Source organism: Streptomyces sp. NPDC002092 (genome assembly GCF_053593775.1).
Genome location: NZ_JBSFDG010000007.1, coordinates 235,394 through 253,768, shown reverse-complemented (window position 1 = coordinate 253,768; position 18,375 = coordinate 235,394). Strand labels below are relative to the sequence as shown.

The following is an 18,375-nucleotide window of genomic DNA, read 5'->3' as shown; positions in this document are numbered from 1 at the left end:
GACTTACAGGTAGTGGCGCTGGTTCTGCTTCTGAGCGGCGTACGTCTCGTAAGCGGAGCGCGTGGTGTCGAGGGCGGAGGTCTGGCTGACGGGGACGTCCCACCAGCCGTGGCCAGGCGGGTTGGGGCCGTAGAGGTCGGTCTCGACGTGGACGACGGTCGTGCGGGTGGCGGCCTTGGCCTTCTCCATCGCCGCCCGGAACTCCTCCACCGACGTGGCGTGCAGGACGTCCGCGCCGAGGGAGGAGGCGTTGGCGGCGAGGTCGACCGGGAGGACGTCGCCATCCAGTAGGCCCGAATCACCGTCGCGGAAGCGGTACTTGGTGCCGAAGCGCTGGCTGCCGAGTGACTCCGACAGCGAACCGATCGACGCGAAGCCGTGGTTCTGGACAAGCACGATGATGACCTTCAGTCCCTCGGAGACCATGGTGACGATCTCCTGGGCCATCATCAGGTACGAGCCGTCGCCGACCAGCACGACGACCTCGCGGGTCGGGTCGGCCATCTTGGCACCGGCACCGGCGGCGACCTCATATCCCATGCAGGAATAGGCGTATTCGACGTGGTAAGCCTTCGGGTCTCTGGCGCGCCACAGCTGCTGCAGGTCGCCGGGCATGGAGCCGGCAGCGTTGATGACCACGTCACGGTCGCCGAGGACCTCGTTCAGGGCGCCGAGGATCTGCGTCTGGGCGGGCAGATCACCGGTGTTCCGCTCGGGAGCAAAGCACTCGTCCTCGATCTGCCGCGTCCGGGCGATCAGCCGGCGGATGTGACGGCGGTAGGTCTCCTCGACCTCCCAGCCGTCCAGCGCTCCGGCGAGGGCCTGGATGCCGAGCCGGGCGTCGGCGACCAACGGCTCCGCCGAGTGCTTGACGGCGTCCAGGCGGGCCACGTTGAGGTTGACGAAGGTGACGTCCGGATTGCCGAAGACGGTGTGGCTGGCGGTGGTGAAGTCGGAGTAGCGGGTGCCGATGCCGAGCACCACGTCCGCCTCGCGGGCGAGTTCGTTGGCGGCATACGAGCCGGTGGAGCCGATGCCGCCGACCGCGTACGGGTGGTCCCAGGGGACGGCGCCCTTGCCGGCGTGGGTGTCGGCGACCGGGATCCCGGTGGCTTCGGCGAACGCGCGCAGCACGGTCTCCGCACCGGAGTACACGGCACCGCCGCCCGCCACGATCAGCGGCTTTCGGGCATTGCGCAGCAGACGGGCGGCCCGCTCGACGGCGGCCGCCTCCGGCACCGGGCGGCCCACGTGCCACACCCGCCGCCGGAAGAACGACACCGGCCAGTCGTACGCCTCGGCCTGCACGTCCTGCGGCAACGCGAGGGTGACGGCACCTGTCTCGACCGGGTCGGTCAGCACCCGCATGGCCGCAAGGGCGGCCGGGATGAGCTGCTCGGGCCGCGAGATGCGGTCGAAGTACTTCGATACGGCGCGGAAGGCGTCGTTGACGGTGACGTCCCCGCCGCGGGTGTCCTCCAGCTGCTGCAGCACCGGGTCGGCGGCGCGGGTGGCGAACATGTCAGAGGGCAGCAGCAGGACCGGCAGCCGGTTCGTGGTGGCCAGCGCCGCGCCGGTGATCATGTTCGTCGAACCCGGCCCGGTGGAGGCGGTGCAGGCGAAGGTGGCCAGTCGGTCGCGCATCTTGGCGTAGGCCACCGAGGCGTGGACCATGCCCTGCTCGTTGCGGGCGAGGTAGTAGGGCAGGTCGGCCTCGCCGGTCGTGGCCGCCTGCAGCAGCGCCTGGCCGATGCCGGCCACGTTGCCGTGCCCGAAGATGCCCCACACCCCGGGGATGAGGCGCTGCTCCTGGCCGTCGCGCTCGCTGTACTGGTTCGCCAGGAAACGCACCAGGGCCTGAGCCGTGGTCAGTCTGATCGTGTTCATCAGTGGTTCTCCTCGGCCGCGAACGGCAGCCGGTCATCGATGTCCTGGGCGTCCCAGGTCGAACGCACCCAGCCATGGGCGGGGTCGTCGCAGATCAGCCAGGCACGGTCTGGGCCGGGACCGGCCATGACGTTGAGGTAGTAGAGGTCGTAGCCGGGCGCGGCGACGGACGGACCGTGCCAGCCGTGCGGGATCAGCACCGCGTCCCCGGAACGCACCTCGGCCAGCACGTCGATCGGCCGCTCGTTGGTCCCGTACACCCGCTGATAGCCGAAGCCGCTCTCGCCGCCGGAGACCTCGAAGTAATAGATCTCCTCCAGCTCCGACTCCTGGCTGGGCCGGGCCTGGTCGTGCTTGTGCGGCGGATACGACGACCAGTTGCCGCCGGGTGTGAGGACCTCGCAGACCAGCAGCTGCTCGGCCTCGAAGGTACCCGGCAGGCAGTAGTCGTTCACCTGCCTTGAGCAGGCCCCGGCACCGCGCAGCTCCACGGGCACGTTCTCCTTGGACCCGTACCGGGCGGAGAGTGAGCTCCGCCCGGTACGGGCGCTGGGCAGTGCGAACCGGCCGCCGGCCGCACTGCTGATCAGGGCCTCCGACTCGCGGGGGAGGTAGGCGAAGTCGGTGACCGAGGCGAACACGCCTGTCCGACCGGTGAGTTCGAAGACGCTGCCGTCCGTGGTGACGGTGCAGGAGCCCGTCAGCGGCAGGACCAGGAACTCGGAGTCGCCGGTGGACACGGCGTGTGCCTCGCCCGGCTTGAGGGTCAGGATCCTCAGGCCGGAGTATCCCCAGCCCGCCGACTCCGGCGTGACCAGGAGGTCATAGGGGCCATCGGAAGAAGTCCCCGACGGCAGGTGGTACTTGCTCACAGCAGGCTCACCGCCTTGTCCACCGCACCGGCGACGTCACCGTTCGAGGGGTAGAGCAGAGACCGGCCCACGACGAGCCCCTGCGCGGTCGGCTGCTTGAGCGCCTTGCCCCATGAGGCGAAGGCCGCGTCCGCGTCCTTGACCTCGCCGCCCAGCAGCAGCGCCGGGAGGGTGGAAGAGGCCAGCACCCGTCCCATGTCCTCCACCACCGGAAGCTTGAGCCAGGTGTAGGCGGTACGCCGGCCGAGCCCTGAGGCGATGGTGACGGACTTGACGACGGCATCGGTGGACAGATCGTTGCGGATCTTCCCGTCCTGCCAGGCGGACAGGAACGGCTCGACCATCGCGATGAGCTGACGGTCATTGAGCTCGTCGATCGCTCGGGCACTGTTCTCCAGGGCGGCCGGTGTGGCGGGGTCGCCCAGCGCGATGCGGGTGAGCATCTTGCCGCCGTCGAAGCCCATCGCGGCGATCGTGGCGGCGTCGTAGCCGGTGAACCGGTCATCGATCTCGAACACCGACCCGGCCAGGCCCGCCCGGTTCATGGAGCCGAAGACGCTCTTACCGTCCAGCACGCCGAGCAGCAGCAGGTCCTCGAGGATGTCCGCGGTTCCCAGGACACCGGTCACGCCGGGCCGTTCCAGCGCGATGCACAGGCGCTCCAGCAGTTCGAGCCGGTCCGCCATCGCATTCGGGTCCCCGCCGACGCCGTTGGCGCCGCGGGCAGGGTGGTCGGCGGCGATGATCATCGCCTTGCCGTGCTCGCCGAGCAGGGAGGGAGCCTTCACCCGGCGCGCAGCGGCGGCCGCGACGGCGCCGGGGTCGCCCACCCGGGCGTTCACGATCCGGCTCACATTCTCGGACAGCACGTCGTCACACCTCTTGCTGGGAGTCGTTGGTGGATGTTCCGGCCGCCTCGCCGAGCTTGGCGTCGACCTCGGCCTCGGTCGGCATCGCGTCGGAGCAGGAAAGTCGGCTCGCGACAATGGCGCCGGCGGCGTTGGCGAAGATCACGGTGCGGCGGGTGTCCCAGCCCGACAGCAGGCCGTGGCACAGCGCGCCGCCGAAGGCGTCTCCGGCGCCGAGCCCGTTGACGACCTCCACCGGAACCGGCGGGATCTCGGCGGTAGCACCGTCCCGGTCCATGGCCAGGACCCCCTTGGGGCCCTGCTTGACTATGGCCAGCTCCACTCCGGCGGCCAGTAGCGCCTTCGCCGCCGCATACGGCTCACGCTCACCGGTGGCCACCTCGCACTCGTCAAGGTTGCCCACAGCAACCGTCGTGTGCCGCAGGGCCTGCGCGTAGAACCCGCGCGCCTGGTTCGGGTCGGCCCAGAACATCGGCCGCCAGTCCAGGTCGAAGACCGTCGTCCCCGCCTTGGCCCGGTGAGCGAGGGCGGCCAACGTGGCCGAGCGGCTCGGTTCCTCGCTGAGCCCGGTACCTGTCACCCAGAGGACCGCCGCGTCCCGTACTGCCCCCAGGTCCAGCTCACCAGCGGTGATGTCCAGGTCGGGGGCCTTCGGGAGCCGGTAGAAGTACAGCGGGAAGTCATCCGGTGGGAAGATCTCGCAGAAGGTCACCGGCGTCGGTGCGATGTCCGACGTACCGACGAACCGGCTGTCGACGCCGTAGCTCTCCAGTGCCTGCCGGACGAAGTCCCCGAACGGGTCCCTGCCCGTCTTTGTGATCACAGCCGAGGAGTGCCCGTACCGGGACGCGGCCACCGCCACATTGGTCGGGCTACCCCCGAGATACTTGCCGAACGAGGTGACCTCCGCCAGCCCCACGCCGGTCTGAAGTGGATAGGCATCCACTCCCACGCGGCCAATGGTCAGCACTTCGAACGGCATGACACTGATTTCCCTTCGCTCCGGAGACTCCGGGGGTGGAGAGGTGGACTTGGCGTCTCAGCCGGTTGCGCCCGTCGGTGGCGGAGACGTGTGGGCGGGGCCGGCCGCCACGGTTGTCAGGAGGCGGCTTCCTTGGTGACTGCCACGGGTGCGGTGAGGTCGGCCTCTTCGGGGAGTTCCTCGACGTCGACGCCGCGGACCTGGGACAACTCGTGCTTGAGCGCGGCGAGTTCGGCTCCGCCCGCCATGTGGTTGGTCAGCTCCTCGAGCGTGATGTGGCTGCGCTCGGCGGAGAGTTCCATCGTGCCCAGGCGCAGCACGCTGAAGTGGTCGCCGACCATGTAGGCGTGGTGCGGGTTGTGGGTGATGAAGATGACCCCGAGTCCGCGGTCGCGGGCGGCGGCCACGTACTTGAGGACGACACCGGACTGCTTGACGCCGAGCGCGGCGGTGGGCTCGTCCAGGATGAGGACGCGGGCGCCGAAGTAGACGGCACGGGCGATCGCGACACACTGGCGCTGGCCGCCGGACAGGGTGCCGATGGGCTGCTCAAGGTCGTCGAGGATGATGCCCATGTTGCGCAGTTCCTCGTCGGCGGTCTTCTTCATCGCCTCGATGTCCAGGCGGCGGATCGGCCAGGGGCCCTTGGTCATCTCGGAGCCCAGGAAGAAGTTGCGCCACACCGGCATCAGCGGGACCACGGCGAGGTCCTGGTAGACGGTCGCGATGCCCTTGTCCAACGCCTCGCGCGGGGTGGAGAAGCGCACCGGTTCGCCGTCGACGAGGAACTCGCCCTCGGTGTGCTGGTGCAGTCCGGAGATGATCTTGATGAGAGTGGACTTGCCGGCGCCGTTGTCGCCGAGCACACAGGTCACCTGGCCGGGATGCACCGTCAGGCTCACCCCGTGCAGGGCACGGATGTTGCCGTACGCCTTGCCCGCGTTGCGCAGTTCGACGACCGGGGAGTCCTTCTCGGGGGCCCTGTCCGCGAGGACAGCGCCGTGGGTGCCGGTTTCGTTGGTTGTCATTCGGGTCACCTCCGGGTCGCTGTGCGCTGGACCCACAGATTGATCAGGACGGCGCCAAGGAGCATGACGCCGAGGAAGGCCTTGAACCAGTCGGGATTCCAGCCGGCGTAGACGATGCCCTGCTGCACCATGCCGAACATGAACGCGCCGAAGACCGGGCCGATCGCCGAGCCGGAGCCGCCGGTCAGCAGGCAGCCGCCGATCACCGCGCCGGAGATGTAGATCAGCTCGATGCCGACGCCCTCGCCGGACTGCACGGTGTTGAACGAGAACAGTTGGTGCATGCCGACGAACCAGGCGCCGACGCCGACCAGCATGAACAGCGAGATCTTCGTGAAGGCGACCGGAACGCCGACCGCGCGGGCCGACTCCTTGTTGCCGCCGACCGCGAAGATCCAGTTGCCGTACTTGGTGCGCAGCAGCACCCAGGTGGCGATCGCCGCGAACAGCAGCCACCAGAAGACGGTGATCTTCACCTGGACGCCGCCGATGTCGAAGCTGGAGGCGAAGACCTTCTTGGCCTGGTCGAAGCCGTCCATGGTGCTGATGTCGTCGGTGGCGACGTTGCCGGTGACCAGCTTGGTCACCGCGAGGTTGACCCCTTGCAGGATCAGAAAGCTGCCCAGGGTGACCAGGAAGCTCGGCAGTCCGGTCTTGACGACCATCCAGCCGTTGAAGAAGCCGATCGCCAGCGACACGATCAGGGCGGCGATGACGCCGACCCAGACGTTCATGCTCAGCTGGTAGGCGGTCATGCTCGCGGTCAGCGCCGAGGTGATCACCCCGACGCCGGCCGACAGGTCGAACTCGCCGCCGATCATCAGCAGTGCCACCGGGACGGTCACGATGCCCAGGGTGGAGGACTGGTAGAGGATGTTCGCCATCGAGCTGGCGTCGCGCACCGGCGGCGCCGCGATCAGGAAGAACACGTAGACGGCCACGGCACCGAGGAAGACGCCCACGTCGGGGCGGGCCAACAGCCTTACGATCATGGACCGTTCGGCGCTGCGCCCGTCGGTGTCCTTGGGGCCGGGGGCCGGCGGTGAGGTCACCGCCGGCTCGGCATGCTGGGTCATGCTCGTCACCGGGTTCCCTTTGCGGCGAAGGCGGCGACCTTGTCGACGTTGGACTTGTCGACGAAGGCAGGGCCGGTCAGCACGGGCTGTTCACCGCCGCCGCTGTAGTTGCCGTTGTTCTTGTAGAGCCACAGCGCGTCGACGGCCAGGTAGCCCTGGAGGTAGGGCTGCTGGTCGACGGCGAACTGGATGGAGTTGTTCTGGATGGCCTTGATGAGGTCCTTGTTGAGGTCGAAGGTGGCGACCTTCGCCTTGCTGCCGGCGTCCGAGACCGACTGCGTGGCGGTCAGCGCGATCGGCGCGGCAAGCGTGACCACCTCGTCGATGGACTTGTCTGCCGAGAGCTTGGCGGTGATCGTCGACTTCACCGACGGCATGTCGGTTCCGTTGACGTAGAGGACGTCGGTCTTGCCGGAGAAGGTCTTCTTCACGCCGTCGCAGCGCTGGGTCAGGGCGATGTTGCCCTGTTCCTGGACGACGCAGACGGCGTGCTTGGCGCCGATGTCACTGAGCTTCTTGCCGAACGCCTCGCCCGCCACGGTCTCGTCCTGGCCGAAGTACTCCAGGAGGCCCAGACTCTTCCACTGGCTCAGGCCGGCGTTGAGGCCGGTCACGGGTATGCCGGCCTGCTCCGCCTTGGCCAGGACGGACTTCATGGCGTCCGGCTTGGCCAGCGTGACGGCAATGCCGTCGACCTTCTGGTCGATCGCGTTCTGCACCAGGTTGGCCTGGTTGCCCGCGTTGGGGTCGGCGGAGTAGATGAGCTTGATGTTGTCCTTGGCCGCGGCGGCCTCGGCGCCCTTGCGGACGGTGTCCCAGAAGGTGTCGCCGGGGGCCTGGTGGGTGACCAGCGCGACGGTCATGCGGGGCGTGGTGGCCTTGCCCGCCGACGCGCCGTTCGCGGTCTCCTCGGACTTCTTGCCGCCTGAGCTGCTGGAGCAGCCGGTGGCGAGAAGAGCGCCGGTGAGAACGGTGGCGGCCAGTGCGGCGGCTCTGTGGTGTCTGTGCATGTCCCTTGCACCTCGCTGTGCTGATCAGGGTGGGAATGGGGTTCCGGTCTCGGGAGGGCCGCGCCCGGCCGAGTGACGCGGGCGAGCGGTTGATGAGAACGCCGTGTGCGGCGGAACGTGTCGTCTGCGGCAGCCATCGGGTGTGTGCGGCTCGGCAGCCTCTAGAACGTGCTACTAGTACGTTCTAGATGCCCGTACTATCGAATGCCCTGTCGGCGGTGTCAAGAGGTTTGTCAGGACGTATCGACAACATGGACTGCCTGGCCGCCGACGTGATCTCGGGATGTCGTGGTCCAGCGAGAGCTACGGGTACCGATGCCCAACGGGGTCGACCTGCCGGCCGATCTCTCGGCACCACGATGCCTCCGATGACAACGGTGGCGGAGCTTCCACGGACGGCGTCGCCAAAGTGGTTCAGCAGTGTGGTGCCCTCAACGGAGTACGAGGAGGCGCCGTCGAGGGTGACGATGCCGTACTCACAGGTCTGGTCGGCGACTTCTGAGACATCCGAAATCACCCGGTAGCCAGCGGAGTGATTCACGGTCGCGCCGTCCTAGGAGTAGAGCGTCTGGGGCAGCGACAGCTTCTCCATGCGTGCCGGCCGTACCAGGAACGTCACGTCGGCGAGGCTAATGCAGGTGGTATCCGGTTATGACGCCCATGGCTCCGGCTCCGACAAGCCGTACGTGGGGGACAGCGACGCGTCGTAGGGCACAGGTGTTCCTCTTTGTGGGTGAGAGGAAGAAGCCCGGAGGCCAGCTCCGCGTGCGCGACTGTTTGCTTGGACGCCCTTTCGTCGCGCGGGCCGACCGATGACGTACAGGGCCGCACTCAGGCACGGCCGAGCAGGGGGGCCGCCTTCCACGGCCAGGGCCGGCGAACGGTGACGGCCGAGCTGACGTTTCCGAGGGCGTTGTGCGAGCGTGAAGGTGCGGGCGGCGCGGCTTGGCTCGGGCTCAGGACCCAAGGAACTCGAGTGCCCTTGCCACGAATTCATCGTGGTACTGGAAGATCCCCCCGTGTCCGGCATCCGGGTAGAGGGGCACGAGTTCACTCCTGGGCAGGCGGGCGGCCAGGTCGAGTGTGTTGTGGCTGGGCACCATGCGGTCGTTCTCGCCGTTTGCCACGAGCACCGGTTGGCGAATCTCCGACAGGTCCGACGGCGCCTGACGGCCCCATTGTCTGATGGCCTTCAGCTGGGCTCGGAACGCCGGCAATGAGATGTCCTTGTCGCGGTGGTGCGTGCGCTCCTTCAGCCGTTCCAGCAAGGCCCGTCCCGCCCGCCGACCGCCCTCGGTTTCGGTGAAGAAGAGGGAGAGCTTGGGATCCTGGCGGGTCAGGGCGCCCTTGAGCGTGGCCTGGAGGGTGAGCGCCGGGACCTTGTCGATGCCGGGGCCACCGGCGGGGCCTGTGCCCGCCAGGATGACCTTGCGGATGAGGTGAGGTTCTTGTTCCGCGATGACCTGTGCGATGAAGCCGCCCATCGACAGGCCGAGCAGATCGACCTGGTCGAACCCGAGGGCTCGGATGAACAGCACCGCGTCGCGGGCCATCGCCTCGATCGTGTCCGGCGTGGAGCCGCTCGATCCGCCCACCCCGCGGTTGTCGAAGGCGATGACCCGGCGTCGTGCGGCGACTCCGTCGACGACGCGCGGGTCCCAGTTGTCCAGGACCCCGGCCAGGTGAATCAGGAGGATCAGCGGTACGCCGTCCTCAGGGCCGAGTTCCCGGTAGGCGAAGTCCTCGCCGCGGACGGACACGGAGCGGGTCGGCGCGTTCTGGTACGACGACGAGGGCGAGGAGGACGGTGAATTCCGCGGTGTGTTCATGTCCAGGTCCTTCTGTAGCGAGTTTCAAGGACGGAGTTCTCTTCGGCGGCGCCCGATGCACTGCACCGACACTGTCGACCAGGTCACACAGTGGTGGGTACCGACCCATGTCATCCGGCTCGTTCTGATCACACCCGGCATCCGCCTCGCCGAGCGCTGAGGCGGCGCCAACCGAGGGACATTGGATTACACTCATAATACTGTGCATGAAGACGATGGATGGCAAGCGGGCCCCCGCAGTCGACCGCACTCCATGGTGCGCAAATGAACGCCCCCGAGTGAGGGGGTGCTGCTCCACCTGGTACGGCACCTCGCCGCCGAACGGGCGGCCGTCGGAGCCTCGAATCCATTGAAGTACGATCGAAATGTAAAATGAAAGGAGTGCCCGCCAAGAGCAAGCAGCCTCTCCGACGAGCAAAGGAGCGCGCGGTGCGCTACGGGAAAGAGCACAAGCAGGCGACCCGGCAGCGGATCATCGAGGCGGCCGGTCGCCGGTTCAAACGGGACGGCATCGACGGCTCGGGCATCTCAACCCTCATGACGGACGCGGGGCTGACCAACGGCGCCTTCTACACCCATTTCACGTCGAAAGACGACCTCGTGGCCACCGCGGTCTCCGACCAATTGCAGGCGCAGAACGCGAGGATCGTCGCGCAGGCGGCACCCGGGCGCGCAGGACTTGAGCAGATCGTGCGCCGGTACCTGTCCGCCCAGCATCGCGACAGCTCCGACGACGGCTGCCCCTCCGCCGCCCTGCTCGACGAAATCCGGCGCTGCACAGACCCGACCAAGCAGGCTTACACCGACGGCGTACTGATGGTCATCGACGGCATCGCCGCCCGCCTGGCACCCGACGATCCCCTCTCGGTCCGCACCAAGGCGCTCGGCGCCTACGCCATGATGGCCGGGACGCTCCAGCTCTCCCGAGCCCTCACCGACCGGCAGCTTGCCGACGAACTGCTCGAACAGGGCATCCACAACGCCCTCGCCCTGCTGGGCGTGGAGCACGGGCACTCCAGCCCCGCGATGTGACACACCCGCACCCCTTGGATGGTTCCGACCCGGAACTCGGTCGACCTGGCGCGCGAGTGCCGAACGGCGAGTTGGTCCTCTACCCCGACGCCGGCCATGGCGGCATCTTCCAGTTCCACGGGCAGTTCGTGGAGACCGTTCTCGAGTTCCTCGAGCGGCAAAAGGCGTGCGGTGCGGTCGTAGTCTGGGCCGAGGGTGGTGCCTCAGGGGCGTGGCGCCCTTTGGGCGAGCGGCTCGAGGCGCCCGTTCACTGACGCGACCTCGCCTTCCGCCTCACCCCATGAACGCGAGAGCGTTCTCGATCCCCAGCTCAAGGACCTCATCGGCGCGCTTCTGGTCGGACAGGGCGCGGGACAGCTGCATCGTCCCCACCAGCATGGTGAACAGCCCGATGGCCTTGGCCTGAGCGGACCGCGGGTCCTCGGGTGTCAGGCGGGCGGAGATCTCCTCCAGGATGGCCCGCGCGCCATCGCTGTAGGCCTGCCTGGTCCCGTCCTCGCAGCGGCCGATCTCGTCGAGAAGGGCGGCGGAGGGGCATCCGAGGCCGGGGTGGTCCCGGTGCTCGGGAGACAGGTACTCGCGGATGAGGTCCTCGAGTCCCGGGCGGCCGGGCCGCAGGGTGCTGTAACTCGCGACCTGCGTGTGCAGTTCTTCGGCCACGACATGGGCGACGAGGTCGTCCTTGGACGCGAAGTGGGCGTAGAAGGCTCCGTTGGTGAGCCCCGCGTCCGCCATCAGCGTGGAGATACCCGAGCCGTCGATGCCGTCCTGCTTGAACCGGTGGCCGGCCTTTTCGATGATGCGTCGCCGCGTCACCTGCTTGTGCTCCTTGGCGTAGCGCACCACGAGCTTTCTCCGTTCGCTCCGTAAGGCCATGCTTCGCACTCAAGGGTAATCCATGGCCTGACGCACGTAATATCATGACCGGCGACCCCATGACCGGCGTGCTCACGACCGGATGCGGGCACCGGGTCCGAGTCGGGCGGTGACTTCCGCGGGGCTGAGGGTGGAGTGCTCCGCGGAACACTCGACGACGACGCGGACCGGGGCGTCGCAGTCGGTGTGACGGATGTCCAGTACGGGCCCCTCGGGGCCGAGGGCGTACGCCTCGCCCCACTGGCTCAGCGCCATCAGGACAGGCCACAGATCCCAGCCCTTGCGGGTCAGGCGGTACTCGTTGCGGGAGCGGCTGCCCCGCTCCTGGTAGGGGACGGTCTTCAGGATGCCGGCCGCGATCAGCTTCCGGAGGCAGTCGCCGAGGACGGCTTCAGACAGGCCGATGTGGCGGTGGAAGTCGTCGAAGCGGCGGCCTCCGTTGACGGCGCCACGCAGGATCAGCAACGTCCATTTCTCTCCGACCACGTCGAGCGTGCGCTGGACGGGGCAGTTCTCCGTGCTCGCCTCAAGCCACTCCATCCCGCCAGCGTAAGGGTCTGGCTTCGGCATCGACTGTCAGGCGAGCGGGAAACTAGCTTCGTTTTCAAAAGTCAGATGGAAAGTGCCCGGTCGTGGGACGAACGCGTACGTATCAATGGGAAGATCCCGCGATCCTGGCGGAAGCAGCCGGACGCATGGCCGGCATCGACTTCCTGCGTGAGTTGCAGGCGGGGCGACTGCCGGCGCCGCCCATCAATTACTCCATCGACTTCACTCTGAGCGAGGTGGAGCCCGGCAGGGCGGTCTTCTCCCTGACGCCGGGTGAGGAGCACTACAACCCGATCGCCGGCGTGCACGGCGGCATCCACGCCACCCTGCTCGACTCGGCGGCTGGTTGCGCAGTCCAGTAGACCCTTCCGCAGGGCGTTGCGTACACCTCGCTCGACCTCACGGTGAAGTTCCTGCGACGGATCACCGTGGACACGGGCACGGTACGCGCCATCGGCACGGTGGTCAGCAAGGGCCGTCAAACCGCCCTGGCCCAGGCGCAGTTGGTCGACGGCACGGACCGTCTGCTCGCCCATGCCACCAGCAGCTGCATGCTCTTCCCGGTGCCACCACCCTCGCAGGGGTGAGCCTCGGCGGCGACCGGTATCGGTCCGGGCCGTGACGTCGCACTCCCTCGATCGCGGCGCAGAGCGCCGGGGTGTGAGGTGAAACCGCTGCGGCGCACGTCGGTCGCGGCCCGTAACTCCTCGGGCCGCCGGCCTCCGTGCGCCGCAGCTGTGTCGAGGCGCCCGAAGGTGGTGGTTCCCTCGGGCGCCGGGCTGCTCTTCGTCAGGCGGCGTGGGTGGGGTAGTCGGTGTAGCCGGCCGCGCCGCCGCCGTAGAAGGTGGCGGGGTCGGGGGTGTTCAGGGGCGCGCCGGAGCGTACGCGCTCGACGAGGTCGGGATTGGCGAGGGCCATGGTGCCGACGGTGACGACGTCGGCCAGACCGTCTTCGATGTCCTTGGCGCGGGTGGCGATGTCGGCACCGGCCCGGTTGAGGATCAGCGTGGTCGGCCACAACTTGCGGAGGGTGGCGAGGAGTTCCTCGTCGCCGCCGTGGCCGATGTGCAGGTAGGCGAGGTTGAGGGGGGCGAGGCCGCGCAGGAGGTGCGGGTAGAGCTCGTGCGGGTCGCTCTCCGCGAGGTCGTTGAGCTTGAAGGGGTTGCCGGGAGAGATCCGGATGCCGGTGCGGCCGGCGCCGATCTCGTCGGCAACGGTCGTGGCGACCTCCACCGCGAAACGGATGCGGTTGTCGAGGGAGCCTCCGTACTGGTCGGTGCGCTGGTTGGTGCTGGGGAAGAGGAACTGGTTGACCAGGTAGCCGTTGGCCCCGTGGATCTCGACGCCGTCGGCGCCGGCCGCGATGGCGGCCGCGGCGGCGCGCCGGAAGTCGTCGACCGTCGCGGCGACCTCCTCGGTGGACAGTTCGCGCGGCTCCGGCATCTCCTGGAGCCCGGACGGGGTGAACGTCTGGCCGCCCGGCTTGATCGCGGAGGGTGCCACCGGCAGGCGGCCGTGGGGGGTGTTGTCCGGGTGGGAGATGCGCCCGGTGTGCATCAGCTGGATGACGATGCGTCCGCCGGCCTTGTGTACGGCGTCGGTGACCTTGCGCCAGCCGGCGATGTGATCCTCGGTGTAGATGCCCGGGGTCACCGGGTAGCCCTGGCCGTCGGCGGAGGGCTGGGTGCCCTCGGTGATGATGAGCGCGTGCGAGGCGCGCTGGGCGTAGTACTCGGCGTTCAGCTCGGTCGGCACGCCGTCCGGGGTGGCCCTGCTGCGGGTCAGGGGGGCCATGGCCAGCCGGTGCGGCAGGGCGATCTCTCCGACGACGGTCGGGTTCCACAGGGCGTTGAGCATGGGTCATTCCTCAGGTGGTGTGTGGTGGTGCCGAAAAGGGCGGGGGCGGACACCGCGTGGACGTGGACACCTGGCTCTTCTGCCTCCGGGTCCGAAGACGCACCCGCCCTGCGCCCGCCGGTCGAGTCGCAGTCGGCAGTGGCCTATCAAATTACGAACGTAATACTAAGCGGTCCGGGTGGGCTGTGGCAAGTGGGTCCCGGCAGGGGGTGCGAAGCCGCGCGGCGCAGCTCGCGCAAGGACCTCACGCCAGAGCGGTGGGAGTTCCGCAACGGAAGCTGGAACCGCCTGCTCCGCCTGGATGACCTTGTCCTTGCGGGTGTGCCGTGTGCTCCAGTATTCGGTGGGGTGGGCGACGAGGAGCAGGCCGCGGCCGCCGTCGTCGAGACCTGGGCGCGGCGCAGGTGCGGGGCGGTGCTGCTGGCGTCGGAGATTCGCTCGTCAGGGCGGACTGAAGGATCATCCGCAGTTTGACAGGGCTCTTGCCGTAGCGGATGGCGGTCGTCACCAGTTCGCTGACCACGAGTTCACTGACCGCGAGTTCGGGGGGTGAAGACCAGTTCCTCCAGCTCGCAGAGGGCGGTTCGTGAGGTGTTGTCCGTTTGCAGGTGAGGTTGGGGCAGGGCTGCTGGTCGCGGGGGCTCGGTCGGCTACTGCTTTCTGGTGAAGCTGCCGGCGTCGGCCTCGGTGAGGACGTCGAGCCTGACGAGGCGTTTCAGCTTGGCGCGGGTGCCATCGATGTTCTTCGGCAGCGGTTCGTGGTCGAGGGCTTCGCATGCATCACGGGCCCGGAGGGGGCCGGTGACCTCGTTGAAGACGGCGAGGATGCGGGGGTAGTTCGGGTGCTCGGGCAGGTCGGGCGCGGCGGTCTGGGCCGGGAGACGGTCAGCGAGAGCAGTGCTGGTCTTCCGGTTGATCGTCAAGTGTTCGTCATTACCGACGGGGCGCTTTCTGCCGCACACGCTGCGCCCCGTTCTCCGCCGTGACGTTCACGGCTGACGGCGTGCCCCCGTGCTCGACCGGTAGGCCGCCACACGATCCCACTCACCTCGGAACTTGCTTGCGACCTCTCGGTCGCTCCGATAGTATTACGATCGTAAGGTAATGAGTGGTCGCCCTCGCCCTCCCCGTGATGACGCTCGTGACCGGCGGGTCCCGGGCTCGGAAGGGGCGGTCGCACTCGCGCACGTCGGAAACGTGCCAGACCCTGCTCGTCCAACCCGCCTGTTCGATCCGATTCCCCTGTCCGTCACCGGGGCGGAGCCGCTCCGTCCATCCACATTGGAGAAGCACATGTCTTCCTCGAACGCCGAGCCCCGAACGTCCGCCGCCGACTTGCACCGGCTTGCCGATGAGTACGTCAGGCGCGTCAACCTGCGCGACCTCGACGCCCTGTTCGCCCTGTACGCGCCGGACTTCCGCAACCACGCCGCCGATGGCACCACCACCGGCCTCGAGGAGGCCCGCGCGGTGCTTGCGTCGTTCCTCGACGCGGTCCCCGACTTCGCCGCCACACCGGTCCGTGTCATCGCCGAGGACGACTGGTTCGCGATCAGCTTCATCCTCACCGGCACGAACACCGGGTCCTTCAACGGCACTCCCGCCACCGGCCGATCGATCAAGGTGCTGGAGGTCCGCATGTTCAAGGTGGCCGACGGAAAGCTCACCGACCACTGGGGCCTCATCGACCTGGCGACGCTCTTCGCCCAGTTGCAGTCCTGAGAGGGGTACGTGAGTTGATGCCTGCTTCCCCCTTTCGGGAGGGGCAGGCGGGCCGGCCGCAGCCGCCGGGCGGCTACGGCCGCGGCTGGGTGAACAAACCCTGCCCGGTCTCGACCAGGATTCCGCGCTCGGTCAGCCGCTTGAGCTTCAGGCGGGTGTTGTTGATGGTGTTGGACGCGATCTCCATGTCCATCGCCTCGCACACCTGCCGCGCCCGCAGCGGAGCGTCGGCCGCGGTGAATACTGCCAGGATCTGCCGGTAGGCCGGATGGTCGGGCAGCTTCGGCGCCGGCGGCGCGGGTGGCTGCGGATCGGGCAGCTCCAGCAGTGTCTTGCGGGTGATCCGGATCTCCTCAGCGGCCCTGCCGAGCTCGTCCAGCCGTGCGGTCAGCTGCTCGATCTGCTCTCCCGTCGTCTCGGCCTGCGCGGCGATCTCCCGTTCCCGCTCCTCCAGCCGGGCCAGCACCGCCCCGAGGGTCAGCTCCCCGCCGGTCATGTGCTGCGCCAGGCCGCGCTTGCGGCCCGGTACTTTTTTTGCCGCATCACACCCCGTCGACTCCGCGGGCACCCGGCCGCCGCATGCATGCTCTGGGTGTCGAGCACCACCAGGCTCGGGTCCGCTTTCCGTCGTGCCTTCTCCCGCACCTGCCGGCGCAGCAGGTCGTGGATGGTCCGGTCGGTGCCGTCGTCGCGCCACTTGGCGAAGTCGGTACATCACCGCGCCGCCCGGCGGCAGGCCGTGCGGAAGCAGATCCCACTGGCGGCCGGTGCGGCTCTGGTAGAGGAGTGAGTTGACGATCTCCCGCATCTCGTACCGTCCCTGGTGGCCGCTGACCGAACGGTGTGCGGCCTTCCACGCGACCGATCACGGGGTGTGACCGGCGCGGCGGAGAACAGGGCGCAGGGTCTCGATGACACCGGGGTCGTCCACGGTGGAGGGGATGGGTTCGTCGTGGCCGTCGGCGATGCCGCGCATCGTCTTGCGGAGGATCTTTCCCGAGCGGGTCTTGGGCAGGGCGGCCACGACCGTGACGTCCTTGAGGGAGGCGACGGCGCCGATGCGCTCGCGTACGAGCTGGACGAGTTCGGCCTCGACCTCGCCCGGTTCGCGGTCGCTGCCGGCTTTCAGGACGACGAAGCCGCGCGGGATCTGTCCCTTGAGTTCGTCGGCGACGCCTATGACGGCGCATTCGGCGACGTCGGGGTGGGCGGCCAGGGCCTCTTCCATGCTGCCGGTGGACAGCCGGTGTCCGGCGACGTTGATGACGTCGTCGGTGCGGCCCATGACGAAGACGTAGCCGTCGTCGTCGAGGTGGCCGCTGTCGCCGGTGAGGTAGTAGCCGTCGTAGGCGGAGAGGTAGGAGGCGACGTAGCGGTCGTCATCTTTCCAGAGCGTGGGGAGCGCGCCGGGCGGCAGGGGAAGCCTCACGACGATCGCGCCGTCGACGCCCGCGGGCACCGGCTTGCCCGAAGCGTCGAGGACGCGGACGTCCCAGCCCGGCAGCGGGCGGGTCGGGGAGCCGGGCTTGAGGGGAGCGGCTTCGATGCCCACAGGGTTGGCGACGATGGGCCAGCCGGTCTCGGTCTGCCACCAGTGGTCGATCACCGGGACGCCCAGCAGGTCGCTCGCCCAGTGATAGGTCTCGGGGTCGAGGCGTTCACCGGCCAGGAAGAGATAGCGCAGGTGGGAGAGGTCGTAGCCGGCGGTGAGCGCCCCCTTCGGGTCCTCCTTCCTGATCGCCCGGAAGGCGGTAGGCGCCGTGAACATGGTCTTGACGCCGTACTCGGCGGCCACCCGCCAGAACTGGCCCGCGTCCGGGGTGCCGACCGGCTTGCCCTCGTACAGCACCGTGGTCGCGCCGACCAGCAAGGGCGCGTAGACGATGTACGAGTGCCCGACGACCCAGCCGACATCGGAGCCGGTGAACATGGTCTCGCCCGGGCCCACGTCGTACACGGCCCCCATCGACCAGTGGAGGGCGACCGCGTAGCCGCCGCAGTCACGCACGACTCCCTTGGGCTTTCCGGTGGTTCCGGAGGTGTAGAGGATGTAGAGGGGGTCGGTTGCGGGGACGGGAACACAGTCGGCCGGTGGCGCGGTAGTCACCAGGTCGGCCCAGTCGAGATCGTGAGGCCCCAACTCGGCCGTCTCCTGTGGGCGTTGCAGGATCACGCTCTTCTCCGGCTTGTGGCCCGCGAGCTCGATCGCCTCGTCGAGCAGGGGCTTGTACGCGATGACCCGCTTGCCCTCGATGCCGCAGGAGGCGGAGACGACCACCTTGGGGGCGGCGTCGTCGATGCGGAGGGCGAGTTCACGAGGGGCGAACCCGCCGAAGACGACCGAGTGGACCGCGCCGATGCGTGCGCAGGCCAGCATCGCGACAACGGCCTCGGGGACCATCGGCATGTAGATGACCACGCGGTCGCCATGTCCCACGCCGAGCTGTGCGAGTGCTCCGGCGAAGGCCGCCACCTCGTCCCTCAGCTGTTCGTAGGTGTAGGTGCGCCGGGTGCCCGTCACGGGGGAGTCGTGGACGAGCGCGGGTTGCTCGCCCCGGCCGGCTTCGATGTGCCGGTCGAGCGCGTTGAAGCAGACGTTGAGCCGTCCGTCGGGAAACCAGCGGTAGAAGGGTGCGCCCGAGGAGTCCAGAGCGCGTCGCGGAGCGACATCCCAGTCGATGCCCTCCGCCGCCTTCAGCCAGAAGCTCTCCGGGTCCTCGGTACTGGCGCGGAAGACATCTTCGTATGTTCCCATCGCGCACTCCTTTGTGGCATCAAGGGACGGT

The 18,375-nt window shown here is 68.4% G+C and carries 16 protein-coding genes and 2 pseudogenes; 3 read left to right on the top strand and 15 right to left on the bottom strand.

Translation table 11 applies throughout. The features are described from left to right. Positions 1 to 3: 3 nt before the first annotated feature. The 8 genes from iolD to ACWCRD_RS18350 form a co-directional block, all read right to left on the bottom strand. A complete protein-coding gene (gene iolD, locus ACWCRD_RS18385; RefSeq protein WP_450966843.1) occupies positions 4 to 1,887 on the bottom strand; it encodes a 3D-(3,5/4)-trihydroxycyclohexane-1,2-dione acylhydrolase (decyclizing) in 1,884 nt (627 codons plus the stop codon). Then, positions 1,887 to 2,759, bottom strand: coding sequence for a 5-deoxy-glucuronate isomerase (iolB, locus tag ACWCRD_RS18380; protein ID WP_450966842.1), 873 nt, complete (start codon positions 2,757 to 2,759; stop codon positions 1,887 to 1,889). The genes iolD and iolB overlap by 1 nt, the downstream gene beginning before the upstream one ends. Next, positions 2,756 to 3,628, bottom strand: coding sequence for a Cgl0159 family (beta/alpha)8-fold protein (locus ACWCRD_RS18375; protein WP_450966841.1), 873 nt, complete (start codon positions 3,626 to 3,628; stop codon positions 2,756 to 2,758). The genes iolB and ACWCRD_RS18375 overlap by 4 nt, the downstream gene beginning before the upstream one ends. A 4-nt stretch (positions 3,629 to 3,632) precedes the next feature. Continuing rightward, positions 3,633 to 4,610, bottom strand: coding sequence for a 5-dehydro-2-deoxygluconokinase (iolC, locus tag ACWCRD_RS18370; protein WP_450966840.1), 978 nt, complete (start codon positions 4,608 to 4,610; stop codon positions 3,633 to 3,635). Positions 4,611 to 4,726: 116 nt separating this feature from the next. After that, positions 4,727 to 5,638 (bottom strand): ATP-binding cassette domain-containing protein, encoded by a 912-nt coding sequence (locus ACWCRD_RS18365; RefSeq protein WP_450966839.1) that lies wholly within the window; start codon positions 5,636 to 5,638, stop codon positions 4,727 to 4,729. A gap of 5 nt (positions 5,639 to 5,643) precedes the next feature. Continuing rightward, positions 5,644 to 6,714, bottom strand: coding sequence for an ABC transporter permease (locus tag ACWCRD_RS18360; RefSeq protein ID WP_389158618.1), 1,071 nt, complete (start codon positions 6,712 to 6,714; stop codon positions 5,644 to 5,646). Positions 6,715 to 6,719: 5 nt separating this feature from the next. Then, positions 6,720 to 7,724 (bottom strand): substrate-binding domain-containing protein, encoded by a 1,005-nt coding sequence (locus ACWCRD_RS18355; RefSeq protein WP_450966838.1) that lies wholly within the window; start codon positions 7,722 to 7,724, stop codon positions 6,720 to 6,722. Positions 7,725 to 8,680: 956 nt separating this feature from the next. After that, on the bottom strand, positions 8,681 to 9,553 hold the full coding sequence (locus ACWCRD_RS18350; protein ID WP_450966837.1) for an alpha/beta fold hydrolase: 873 nt from the start codon (positions 9,551 to 9,553) through the stop codon (positions 8,681 to 8,683). A 429-nt stretch (positions 9,554 to 9,982) separates the two neighbouring features. Here ACWCRD_RS18350 and ACWCRD_RS18345 point away from each other — a divergent pair, with 429 nt between their 5' ends. Beyond that, the gene (locus ACWCRD_RS18345; RefSeq protein WP_217236372.1) at positions 9,983 to 10,585 is read left to right on the top strand and encodes a TetR/AcrR family transcriptional regulator; all 603 of its coding nucleotides are present in this window, start codon (positions 9,983 to 9,985) and stop codon (positions 10,583 to 10,585) included. A gap of 273 nt (positions 10,586 to 10,858) precedes the next feature. Here the strand turns inward: ACWCRD_RS18345 and ACWCRD_RS18340 are convergent, their stop codons facing one another. Both ACWCRD_RS18340 and ACWCRD_RS18335 read right to left on the bottom strand, forming a co-directional pair. Further along, positions 10,859 to 11,431 (bottom strand): TetR/AcrR family transcriptional regulator, encoded by a 573-nt coding sequence (locus tag ACWCRD_RS18340; protein WP_109005513.1) that lies wholly within the window; start codon positions 11,429 to 11,431, stop codon positions 10,859 to 10,861. Positions 11,432 to 11,533: 102 nt separating this feature from the next. After that, positions 11,534 to 12,001, bottom strand: a complete 468-nt coding sequence (locus ACWCRD_RS18335; RefSeq protein ID WP_450966836.1) for a winged helix-turn-helix transcriptional regulator — start codon at positions 11,999 to 12,001, stop codon at positions 11,534 to 11,536. Between the two features lie 92 nt (positions 12,002 to 12,093). On the opposite strand from ACWCRD_RS18335, the pseudogene ACWCRD_RS18330 reads away from it, so the two are divergent. Further along, positions 12,094 to 12,597, top strand: a pseudogene (locus ACWCRD_RS18330) (PaaI family thioesterase). Positions 12,598 to 12,799: 202 nt separating this feature from the next. On the opposite strand, the gene ACWCRD_RS18325 reads toward ACWCRD_RS18330, so the two are convergent. Together ACWCRD_RS18325 and ACWCRD_RS18320 are read right to left on the bottom strand one after the other, a co-directional pair. Continuing rightward, a complete protein-coding gene (locus tag ACWCRD_RS18325; RefSeq protein ID WP_450966835.1) occupies positions 12,800 to 13,867 on the bottom strand; it encodes an alkene reductase in 1,068 nt (355 codons plus the stop codon). A 650-nt stretch (positions 13,868 to 14,517) separates the two neighbouring features. Further along, complete coding sequence (locus tag ACWCRD_RS18320; RefSeq protein ID WP_450966834.1) at positions 14,518 to 14,790, bottom strand: hypothetical protein; 273 nt, start codon at positions 14,788 to 14,790, stop codon at positions 14,518 to 14,520. Positions 14,791 to 15,160: 370 nt separating this feature from the next. Between ACWCRD_RS18320 and ACWCRD_RS18315 the strand changes: the two genes are divergently transcribed. Then, complete coding sequence (locus ACWCRD_RS18315) at positions 15,161 to 15,589, top strand: ester cyclase (protein WP_450966833.1); 429 nt, start codon at positions 15,161 to 15,163, stop codon at positions 15,587 to 15,589. A gap of 73 nt (positions 15,590 to 15,662) precedes the next feature. Here ACWCRD_RS18315 and ACWCRD_RS18310 read toward each other — a convergent pair whose 3' ends face one another. The 3 genes and pseudogenes from ACWCRD_RS18310 to ACWCRD_RS18300 all read right to left on the bottom strand — a co-directional run bounded on the left by ACWCRD_RS18310 (position 15,663) and on the right by ACWCRD_RS18300 (position 18,344). Continuing rightward, a complete protein-coding gene (locus ACWCRD_RS18310) occupies positions 15,663 to 16,085 on the bottom strand; it encodes a hypothetical protein (RefSeq protein ID WP_450966832.1) in 423 nt (140 codons plus the stop codon). A 204-nt stretch (positions 16,086 to 16,289) separates the two neighbouring features. Next, positions 16,290 to 16,418, bottom strand: a pseudogene (locus tag ACWCRD_RS18305) (transposase); the annotation flags it as partial. Positions 16,419 to 16,454: 36 nt separating this feature from the next. Beyond that, on the bottom strand, positions 16,455 to 18,344 hold the full coding sequence (locus tag ACWCRD_RS18300) for a propionyl-CoA synthetase (RefSeq protein WP_450966831.1): 1,890 nt from the start codon (positions 18,342 to 18,344) through the stop codon (positions 16,455 to 16,457). Positions 18,345 to 18,375: the final 31 nt, after the last annotated feature.